Annotated in this window: 8 protein-coding genes; 3 read left to right on the top strand and 5 right to left on the bottom strand. The window is 56.7% G+C overall.

The genetic code is table 11. The features are described from left to right. Window positions 1-100: 100 nt before the first annotated feature. On the bottom strand, window positions 101-1,933 hold the full coding sequence (gene thrS / locus JIN87_RS22470; protein ID WP_200357877.1) for a threonine--tRNA ligase: 1,833 nt from the start codon (window positions 1,931-1,933) through the stop codon (window positions 101-103). 102 nt (window positions 1,934-2,035) lie between these two features. Then, entirely contained in the window at window positions 2,036-3,472 is a 1,437-nt protein-coding gene (gene cysS / locus JIN87_RS22465; protein WP_200357876.1) for a cysteine--tRNA ligase, read from the bottom strand. 99 nt (window positions 3,473-3,571) lie between these two features. Here cysS and hemB point away from each other — a divergent pair, with 99 nt between their 5' ends. Then, window positions 3,572-4,597, top strand: a complete 1,026-nt coding sequence (gene hemB / locus JIN87_RS22460) for a porphobilinogen synthase (RefSeq protein WP_200357875.1) — start codon at window positions 3,572-3,574, stop codon at window positions 4,595-4,597. Window positions 4,598-4,686: 89 nt separating this feature from the next. Here hemB and JIN87_RS22455 read toward each other — a convergent pair whose 3' ends face one another. After that, window positions 4,687-5,442, bottom strand: a complete 756-nt coding sequence (locus JIN87_RS22455; RefSeq protein WP_200357874.1) for a hypothetical protein — start codon at window positions 5,440-5,442, stop codon at window positions 4,687-4,689. 219 nt (window positions 5,443-5,661) lie between these two features. Between JIN87_RS22455 and JIN87_RS22450 the strand changes: the two genes are divergently transcribed. Further along, window positions 5,662-6,747, top strand: coding sequence for a quinone-dependent dihydroorotate dehydrogenase (locus tag JIN87_RS22450; protein WP_234033571.1), 1,086 nt, complete (start codon window positions 5,662-5,664; stop codon window positions 6,745-6,747). 39 nt (window positions 6,748-6,786) lie between these two features. Here the strand turns inward: JIN87_RS22450 and dapF are convergent, their stop codons facing one another. After that, entirely contained in the window at window positions 6,787-7,599 is an 813-nt protein-coding gene (gene dapF / locus JIN87_RS22445; RefSeq protein ID WP_200357873.1) for a diaminopimelate epimerase, read from the bottom strand. A 74-nt stretch (window positions 7,600-7,673) separates the two neighbouring features. Continuing rightward, window positions 7,674-8,801 carry a hypothetical protein gene (locus tag JIN87_RS22440; protein ID WP_200357872.1) on the bottom strand — a complete coding sequence of 376 codons (1,128 nt, stop codon included), beginning with the start codon at window positions 8,799-8,801 and terminating at the stop codon, window positions 7,674-7,676. 119 nt (window positions 8,802-8,920) lie between these two features. Between JIN87_RS22440 and JIN87_RS22435 the strand changes: the two genes are divergently transcribed. After that, window positions 8,921-9,868, top strand: coding sequence for an AEC family transporter (locus JIN87_RS22435; protein ID WP_200357871.1), 948 nt, complete (start codon window positions 8,921-8,923; stop codon window positions 9,866-9,868). Window positions 9,869-9,884 lie beyond the last annotated feature (16 nt).

Genomic DNA, 9,884 nt, shown 5'->3' with positions numbered 1-9,884 from the left:
GGGCTGAAGCACCGCGCTACAAGGATAAGAAAAATCCGCCTCGATTGGGAGGCGGATTGGGGATTTTTTGCGCTGGTTCGCGACGGCGGCCGCTAACTCTCTACTTTTTGATTTGAAGGGTGCGTTCGTTGATGAGCTGGAGGACTTGGGTCTCGAACTCTTCGAAGAGCATGGTGGGCTTGCCGTCGTGGAAGCGGCTGCGCACGGAGACTTTGCCTTCTTCGGCTTCGCGTTCGCCGACTATCAGGGTGTTGGGCACCTTGTCTAGCTCGGCGTTGCGGATCTTGGCTCCGAGCTTGTCGGAGTTGTAGTCGCCGGTAGCGCGGACGCCGTTGGCCTTGAGCTGGGCTACAAGGCTTTCTGCGTAGTCGCGAACCTTGTCGGAGATCGGCAGGACGCGGACTTGCTCTGGAGCGAGCCAGGTCGGGAAGTCGCCGCCGAAGTGCTCGATGAGCAGACCGCAGAAGCGTTCCATGGAGCCGAATGGGGCGCGGTGTACCATGACGGGACGGTGCGGCTTGTTGTCGGAACCGGTGTAGTTGATGTCGAAGCGAACAGGGAGGTTGTAGTCGACCTGCACGGTGCCGAGCTGCCATTCGCGCCCGATGACGTCCTTGACCACGAAGTCGATCTTCGGACCGTAGAATGCGGCTTCGCCTTCTTCTTCGACGAACGGAACGCCGAGAGTTTTGACCGCTTCGCGGATGGCGGCTTCCGCCTTGTCCCAGTTTGCGGGATCGCCGACGTACTTGTCGGAATTCGGATCACGAAGGGAAACACGCACGGAGTATTCCTCCATGCCGAGAGTGCCGAAGACGATCTTGACGAGGTCGAGACAGCCTTGGATTTCGCCTTGGAGCTGCTCTTCGGTACAGAAGATGTGGGCGTCGTCCTGAGTGAAGCCGCGAACGCGCGTCATGCCGTTGAGCTCGCCGGATTGCTCCCAGCGGTAAACGGTGCCGAACTCGGCGAGGCGAATCGGGAGATCGCGATAGGAGTGTGGCTCCGAATCGTAGATCTTGATGTGCATCGGGCAGTTCATCGGCTTGAGCAGGTAGCCTTCGATGTCGCCGGTCTCGAGATTGTTGGTGAGCGTCGAACAGCTCGCGTTTTCGGCTGCGAGGTCGGCGAGGGAGTCGCGCTCGATGAGTGGCGGGAACTGGGACTCTTGGTAGTACGGGAAGTGACCGGAGGTCTTGTAGAGGCCGAGCTTGCCGATGTGTGGTGTGAAGACTTGGGAGTACTCCTGCTTGATGAGCTGTTCGGAGATGAAGTCTTGGAGCTCTTGGCGGACTATGGCGCCCTTTGGTTTCCAGAGGATGAGGCCTTGGCCGACGGCTTCGTCGATGTGGAAGAGGCCCATGTCCTTGCCCACGCGACGGTGGTCGCGTTTGCGGGATTCCTCGAGCTGCTCGAGGTAGTCGGCGAGCTCTTGCTTCTTGGCGAAGGCGGTGCCGTAAATGCGCTGAAGCTGCTTGTTGTTCTCGTCTCCGCGGTGGTAGGCGCCGGCGATGGAGAGCAGCTTGAAGGCTTTGATCTTCTTGGTGTAATTGACGTGGGAGCCGGCGCAGAGGTCGAGGAACTCACCGTTACGGTAGAAGGAGACTTGATCGTCTTCGGGGATGTCGTCGAGACGGCCGAGCTTGTATTCCTCTTGGCCGATTTCCTTGATCATCTTTACGGCTTCTTCACGGGAGACTTCGATGCGTTCGAAGCGTTGGTTCTCCTTGATGACCTTGGCCATCTCTTCCTCGATCTTTTCGAGGTCGTCGTAGGTGAACTTGTGATCCAGATCGAAATCGTAGTAGAAGCCGGTGTCGGTGGGAGGTCCGATGTCGAGCTTCGCTTCTGGGAAGAGGCGAAGGACTGCGGTGGCGAGAACGTGCGACGAGGAGTGTCGGATCTCTTCGAGAGGAGTCATTTGTTCTTTCATTTTATGAGGGAGAAAGGCTGTAGGTGTTTAGGCGATAGGGGCAATGAGAATTTGGAGGGGAAGGATCCTGCAATGCGGCTCGCCCGGCGGTCGAGCCCTACCTTAGATTTGTTCGAGGGTGAAGCCGTCTTTGCCGTCTAGGGCTTTCCAGCCGGCTGCGGCGAGTTCGTCGCGGAGGGCGTCGGCTGCGGCCCAGTCTTTGGCTTGCTTGGCTTCCCAGCGCTTTTGGGCGATGGCTTTGACTTCTTCGGGAGCGTCTACCTTGGGCTTTTCGATGATCACTTGTTCGAGATCGTAGCCGAGGGCGAAGATGAGTTTGTGGAAAGTGTAGACCGCTTCGGCTCCGGGCTTGGATTTGATGGCTTTGAAGATCTCACCGAGTGCGCCGGGGATATTCATGTCGTGGGAGAGCTTTTCCCAGGCGTCGGCGAAGATGCCCCAGTCGTCTTTGAGGCGCTTGCCTTTGGTGATCTCTTTGAGAACGGCGGCACGCTTGAGACCGGCTGCGGCGAGGAGCTCGTCGGAGAACTTACGGAGTTTGACGAGGGCGCTTTGAGCGGCGACGAGGGAGTCGTCGGTGAAGTTGATCGTCTGGCGATAGTGCCCGCTGGTGAGGGCGTAGCGAAGCACGACGGGGGCGTAGCCCTTGGCCTCGATGTCGTCTACGGTGTAGAAGTTGTTGAGGCTTTTGGACATCTTGGCTCCGTCAACCATGAGGTGGGCGGCGTGTATCCAGTATTTGAAGAATTGTTTGTCGTTGCAGCAGGAGCACTCGGACTGGGCGATCTCGTTTTCGTGGTGAGGGAAGGTGAGGTCGACGCCGCCGGAGTGGATGTCGAGGTTGTGGGATAGGTACTTCATGGCCATGGCGGAACACTCGAGGTGCCAGCCTGGGCGACCTTCACCCCATGGACTATCCCAGAAGACATTGCCGTCAGTTGGCTTGCGGCTTTTCCACATGACGAAGTCGGCTGCGGAGTCGCGGGTGTATTCGTCGGAGTCGACGGGACCTTCGTCCTCGTCTGAAGTTTCGGCATCGGTAAGAAGTTCGCGTTCCTTGATGCGAGAGAGCTTGCCGTATCCATCGAAAGACGACACGCGGAAGTAGACGGAACCGTCTTCGGAAGCGTAGGCGTGTCCGCGTTCGAGCAGGTCTTCGATCATTTTGATCTGCTCGTCGATGTGGGCGGTGGCTTTGGGCTCGATTTGAGGGGCGAGCATGTTGAAGCGTCCGCAGTCCTGGTGGAAGATTTCGGTCCAATGCTCGGTGAACTCTGAGAGTTCGCGGCCTTCCTCGATGGAGCGAGCGATGGTTTTGTCGTCCACGTCGGTGAGGTTGCGCACGTGAATGACCTTGTAGCCGGCGGTTTGCAGGACTCGGCGCATGACATCCTGGTTGAGGAAGGTGCGGAAGTTGCCGATGTGGGCCTGAGCGTAGACGGTCGGACCGCAACAGTACATGCCGACGACATTGCCTTTGGTGGGAACGATGGGTTCCGCCTTACGAGAAAGGGTGTTGTGGAATGTGACTTCTTGCACGGTTGCTGCGCTTCCTTAGGTGATTAGGTGCTAGGTGGTTAGGCTGTAGGTTTCGGTTGCGTGTTGCGGGCGAATCCACAGCTTCGCTGAAAAAGAGCCATGAAGAGTTTCGATAAGACTGAGGATTTCAAGCTGGATTTGCCCCGTCGCCCTCGGCGGATGCGTCGGACGGCGTCGCTAAGAGCGATGGCACAGGAGACTTACGTGCGGGTGGAGGACTTGATCGCGCCTCTGATCGTGAAGGAAGCGGGGGAGAAGGAGCCGGTGGGTTCGATGCCAGGACTGTATCGCCTGAACATCGAGGGCTTGGTGGCGGAATGCCGCGAGCTAGCGGATCTGGGCGTGCCGGCGGTGGCTATTTTTCCGAATATGGACCCGGACTTGAAGGATGCTCTCGGCTCTGAAGCGGGGAATCCGGACACGTTGACGCTCCGAGCCGTGAAGGCAATCAAGGCGGCGGTACCAGAGATTTCTGTGATCACTGACGTGGCTTTGGACCCTTATACAACGCACGGGCACGACGGCGTTTTGAACGAGGACGGTTCTTACGTGATGAACGATGAGACGGTGCGGCGTCTTTGTGAGATGGCGGTGTTGCAGGCGGAAGCGGGGGTCGATATCGTGGCTCCATCGGACATGATGGACGGGCGCGTGGGAGCGATTCGGGCGGCTTTGGACACCTGTGGGCATATCGATACGGCGATCATGGCGTACTCGGCGAAATTTGCTTCGGCGTATTACGGTCCGTATCGCGAGGCGGTCGGCAGCGCGAAGGCGGCGGGGACGACTTTGTTGGGCAAGGAGACTTACCAGATGAATCCGGCGAATCGTCGCGAGGCGATCATGGATGCTTTGATGGACGAGGAGGAAGGGGCGGACTTCGTGATGGTGAAACCAGCGGGCGCTTATTTGGATATCATTCGTGAGCTTCGGGATGCTTCGGAGGTGACGGTGGCGGCGTATCAGGTTTCGGGCGAGTATGCTCAGATCCATGCGGCGGCCAAGCTGGGCTGGCTTGATTATGAGAAGACTCGTGACGAGTCTCTGCTGGCGATCAAGCGAGCGGGGGCGGATGTTATTTTGACTTATTTCGCCAAGGAAGTGGCGACTAAGTTAAAGGGGTAGCTCTATTGCTGTGAAGGCAACGACGGAGCGTTGCCCTCCTACGAAAAAGCCCGCTCGGATTAGGAGCGGGCTTTGTATTGGTAAAGTGATTACTTTTCTTCCTCGTCGTCGTCGTCGCCGAGTTCGGTTTCTTCGCCGTCGTCGGGGGGAGGACCTTCGTAGGTGTCGTCTTCTTTTTCCTCCTCTTCCTCTTCGTCCCATTTGAGACTTTCGTCTTTGGAGATTTGGGAGGTGTCTTCTTCTTCGATGTCAGGGATGTCCTCGAACTCTTCGCCTTCGGACTTTTCTGCATCGCCATCTTCGTCGAGCTCCCAACCGACTGGTACGTAGTCGAGGATGTTGGTGACTTCGTTGAAGAGGTGTACGGCTTTGCCTTCGATGAAATTGTTGTTCTCTTCCTCGCGGATGTCGTCCTCGACTTCGTCGATGGTGAGCTTTTGCTCGAAATCGATGAGGTCGTTGAGCATCGCGACGCGGATCTTCGTGATGTGGTTGATGAAGTCAGCGTAAGGGCTGTTTTCGTCGTCCACGATATTGGGGAGGCCGAAGAGCGGCTCTTCCGCGTCCGCGAAGCTTTCCTGCGAGCGAGTGAGGCGGATATGCCCGTCGCCGAGGTTTCTCTGAATTCGGAACGGGATGAACGCCGTATCGAACAAATCCTGATCGAGCTTGTATTCCTGTAGGGGCTCGAGGAGGTCGAGAATGTGTGAAATCTGACGTGGGTCGACTATACTCAGTCCATCGACGTCCCAGTGGACATCGTCGCTGACTTCTACAACCCACCAGTTCGTATCTTCTCCGAGACGAACTGTGCACCAATCTAACTGTTTTCCTGCTCTTGGCATGTTTTACAAATTACGATTATCCAAAAAGGTCCCGCGGCGTGTAAGTCAATCAATGAAAGGCTAAAAACGACGAAATGTTGTTGGGGCTTTAAGGCAATTTTGAAGTGAGGAAATTTGGCGATTTGCAAGGCCAATGTTTACGAGTGGCGTTCTTGCTGGACGGTAAGCAGGTAAATGGGAGGAGAAAGCTGATGTTTTTGATTTTCAAGTGAGGGCTAAATGCCTTCTGTTACCGCTAGCATGGGCGCTGTTTATAAGAACCTACTGAAACCTCTGTTTTTCAAGCTTGATCCTGAAAGGGCTCACGAAGTGGCTGTCGATGGGCTACGCGTTTTGCGTTCCATCCCGGGGCTGGTTCGCATGATGGGAGCGATCAATCAGCTGCCGAGCTCGGCGAAGCCGGTCGAGGCGTTCGGCGTGACCTTTCCCAACCGGATCGGTTTGGCGGCGGGCTTCGACAAGAACGCGGTTTGTTGGCAAGCCTTGGAGGCCTACGGCTTTGGGCATGTGGAAATCGGCACGGTGACCCACAAGGCGCAGCCTGGAAATCCGAAGCCGCGCCTGTTTCGTTTTCCGGAGCACGAGGCGGTGTTGAACCGTATGGGGTTCAACAACCATGGCGCTCAGTCGATCGCGGCTCGGCTGGAGAAACAGCCTGGGGTGGGAGAGCGTCGGATTCCCTTAGGGGTCAATATTGGCAAGTCGAAGGTCACGCCGCTCGACAAGGCGGTGGAGGACTACCTCGGCTCGTTTAGCTTGTTGGCTGACTATGCGGATTACGTGGTTATTAACGTTAGTAGCCCGAACACGCCCGATCTTCGCAAGCTGCAGGATGCGGACCGTCTTCGAGAGCTATTAGGGGAGCTTGTATCCGCAAATGCGGCACGTGAGGAGCTGCATCCGGGGAGTCGTAAGCCGATCCTGCTGAAAATCGCTCCGGACCTGACGGAAGAGCAGGTGGATGACATTCTTCAGATTTTGCACGATCTGAGCCTGGATGGTATCATTGCCACGAATACTACAATGGCGCGTGAAGGTCCGTTTAAGGATCTGAATGAAGCTGGTGGGATTAGCGGCAAGCCTATCACCGATATGTCTACGGAGATGATCGCTCATATCGCCAAGATAACCGAGGGCAAGCTGCCGATCATCGGGGTCGGGGGTATTTACGATGCTGATACTGCCGCTCAGAAACTGGACGCGGGAGCTACCTTGGTCCAGGTGTACTCTGGAATGATCTACGAGGGGCCTCTGCTCGCCAAGCGCGTGGCTCGCGGCTTGGCGGAGAAGTGCGGGGATCTGTAAGGGAGGTGAGTGCCCGCTGGGACAGCGGGCTCTACCTGTTTAGATCTCGACGATGCCGGTGAAGACGTTCTTGGCCGGACCGGTGAGGGTGATGTTGCTGACGGAATCGCCTTCGCGATCGAAGCCGATGGTGAGCACGTCGCCTCCGGCTACGAGGAGCTGGACGGGTGCCTCTGCCAGACCTTTGAGATTGGCGGCGATCGCCGCGGCGGTTACCCCGGTGCCGCAAGCGAGCGTTTCGTCTTCTACTCCACGTTCATAGGTGCGGACCTTGATGATGCCGTCTTCTTGGATTTGGGCGAAATTGGCGTTTGTGCCTTTGGGGGCGAAATCGTCGTGGTAGCGGATGGTCGAACCTTCGGGAACGATGTCGACGGCGCTCACGTCTTCGACGAATTTTACGACGTGTTCGACGCCGGTGTTCATGAAGTGGTAGTCGAAGCTGCCTTGCTCGGTTGCGAGCGTCTTGTCGAGGCGGAGGTCGTGCATCGGAGTGAGGCGAATGGTGAATTGCCCGTCCTTTGCGTCGGCGGTCATCGGACCGGCGTCGGTCTTGAAGGATACGGTTGAGCCGTCGCCAACGCCGTTTTGAAGGGCGAAAGAGGTGAAGCAGCGGGCTCCGTTGCCGCACATGTCGACGCGCCCGCCATCGGCGTTGTAGTAGACCATGGTGGCTTCGACGCTGTCGTCGGCGGGGGGATTGAGCAGGATGAGTCCGTCGGCGCCGATTCCGAAGCGGCGATCGCAGAGTTTTGCGACTTGTTCGGAGCTGAGCTCGATCTTTCCGTCGAGATTTTCGATCATTACGAAGTCGTTGCCGGCTCCGTGCATCTTTGTGAAAGCGATTTCCATGATGTAAGTGGTGGCTGGAATGGCGCAGCCTGCCCAAAATGCAACGATTCGTTTCTGGGAGCGGCTGCGAGTGGCTACTGTTGGCGGTAGCTTTGCATGGTGTCGATGATGGACTCGCGTAGGGTGAAGAGCTCCTTGCGGATGTCGTTTGTCCAGCGGTGTTCGTCTGGGTCGATCGAGACGCAGGCTTCCATGGTGGCGATGGTCAAGTGGAGGAGATGCAGGGCGCGTTTGAGGGTGGCGACGACGAATCCTGGCTCTGTTTCAATGCCTTCGGCGACCTCTTCGAGGGCGGCGATGAGTTTACTGACCGTCATTTGCCCGTGCCAAATGAGCTGGTTCCAGGGGTTGTTGGTGTCTTCGGTAAAGAGTTTTCTGGATTCCGCCTCGTAGTAGAGCTGGGAGGTGATGTCCATCATCCGGCTGATGAGGGGATGGTTTGGGAGGTATTCAGAATCTGGATCTTTAGAATCCTGGTTCTGGTCGATATCCCATTCCTCGAAGAATTCTTCGGTGACCTCCATTGATTCGATTTCCCAGCCCATCGCTTTGGCGATGATCTCCTCGCAGTCGGGATCGTTTTCGTACTTCTCGAAGAGCTCGAGCAGCATGTCGGAACGGGCGTCGGTTTTCTGGAGGTAGGCTTCCCACTGAAACTCGTCCATGTCTTCCTCGGCTGGCTCCTCGCTTTGCTCGGCGGGGGTGAGGGCGCGTGATAGCTCGTCCATGAAGTTGAACATGGCTTGCTTGTTGGCCTCCTGCTGGTCGCGTTCGTCGTCTTCCGACAGGGTCCATTTTGGGAGGCTGACTTTCCAGGAAAAGTCGGTGGTTTCTATGAGCACGCGGCCGTTCGATTCGCTGAACCACTCGAGGTAGAGACAGTTGGCGAGTTTGAAGGCGGGGCTTTCTGGGAGCTCTTCGCTCTCTTCATCGAAATCGAGCAGGGTTTTGACCTTTTTGGATGCGGTCATGTCGCCGACATTGCCTTCTTGGAAGACGTCGAATCCGGTGTAGTCGCCTTCGATAGGGTGAGGGTTCTTGAATTCGAGGCGAGTGCCTGCGAGGTCGCGGTAGCAATTTCCTTTGAGGTTTAATTCGATGGGCTGGTTCAGGCCTTTTAGCCAAACGGTGCCAACTACCCGGCCTGGAACTATATTTTGGATCAGGCCCCTAACTACGTGCTTATCTATTCGCCAAGCCATTAACTGTGGAACGAATTTTTTGGGGAGAGGCTGCGCTTGTCAACCTCTCGAATGTGTCGCGAGGGCGACGCTTTCCTTGACGGGGGTGGCGGCTTGGGGCAATTGAGGCTGTAGCTGAAATGGACGAGTATCTCTCTATATTACGTTTGATCCTGCCGATCTTCGCCATGTTGGCGATCGGGTTTGTCCTTCGTTGGAAGGAGCTCATGGGGCAAGCGGTCGAGAAGGGGATGGTGGAATTGGTGGTCAAGGTCTTCTATCCTTGTCTCATCATCAACTCGATGATCGAAGCGAGTTCGTTTCGCGGGAGCGTGGGATCGTTTTGGGGGCCTTTGGCTGGTTTCGGGACGATTGTTATCGGATTTCTCGTTTGTAGCGTTGTCGGTAGAGTCGTTGGTATCAAGAAGGGTAAAGGGCTGCGGACCTTCGCGTTTTCGGCAGGGATCTACAATTATGGTTATCTGCCGGTGCCGTTGATTGTGGATCTTTATGGGGCTGACGAGTTGGCGGTGCTGTTCATGCATAATGTGGGAATCGAAATCGCGATCTGGACGGTGGGGATTTCGTTTTTGGCGGGCGGTTCGTTGGGGGAAGGACTGAAAAAGATCTTCAATCCGATGGTGGTCGCTTTGTTGGTCGGGCTCGCATTGAACTTGAGCGGGTGGAATACGAAGCTTCCGTCGGAGGTGACGAGTAGCGTCTCGATGCTGGCGGCGTGCGCGGTTCCCTTGGGGCTTTTGGCGATCGGGGCGAATCTCTTCGATCATGTCCGAGATGGGGAAAAACTATGGGACAATCGGGACAGCGTGGCTGGAATTGCCTTGCGACTTGGGGTGCTGCCGGTGGTGGGATTGGCGATCGCTTGGTACTTTCCGTTATCGATCGAGCTTAAGCGAGTTCTCGTCTTTCAGGCGGCTATGCCTGCCGGGATCATGCCGATCGTATTGACGAAGCACTACGGAGGCCAGCCGGTGGTGGCGGTTCGGGTTGCCTTGGCTACGACGATCGTGGGCATGCTGACGATGCCGCTGTGGATCCGTTTCGGCTTGGGGCTGATCGGAGGTTAAGCGAGTTTTTCTCCGG

Origin of the sequence: Pelagicoccus mobilis, from assembly GCF_016595505.1 — a bacterium.
Classification (GTDB): Bacteria; Verrucomicrobiota; Verrucomicrobiia; order Opitutales; family Opitutaceae; genus Pelagicoccus; species Pelagicoccus mobilis.
Note: the sequence above shows the minus strand (reverse complement) of the source record. Positions and strands in the feature narration are given on the sequence as shown.

Coding starts and splice junctions, on each gene's coding strand:
- JIN87_RS22435 (WP_200357871.1), top strand. CDS start 8,921: ATGGACGAGTATCTCTCTATATTACGTTTGATCCTGCCGATCTTCGCC.
- dapF (WP_200357873.1), bottom strand. CDS start 7,599: ATGGAAATCGCTTTCACAAAGATGCACGGAGCCGGCAACGACTTCGTA.
- thrS (WP_200357877.1), bottom strand. CDS start 1,933: ATGAAAGAACAAATGACTCCTCTCGAAGAGATCCGACACTCCTCGTCG.
- JIN87_RS22440 (WP_200357872.1), bottom strand. CDS start 8,801: ATGGCTTGGCGAATAGATAAGCACGTAGTTAGGGGCCTGATCCAAAAT.
- JIN87_RS22455 (WP_200357874.1), bottom strand. CDS start 5,442: ATGCCAAGAGCAGGAAAACAGTTAGATTGGTGCACAGTTCGTCTCGGA.
- JIN87_RS22450 (WP_234033571.1), top strand. CDS start 5,662: ATGCCTTCTGTTACCGCTAGCATGGGCGCTGTTTATAAGAACCTACTG.
- hemB (WP_200357875.1), top strand. CDS start 3,572: ATGAAGAGTTTCGATAAGACTGAGGATTTCAAGCTGGATTTGCCCCGT.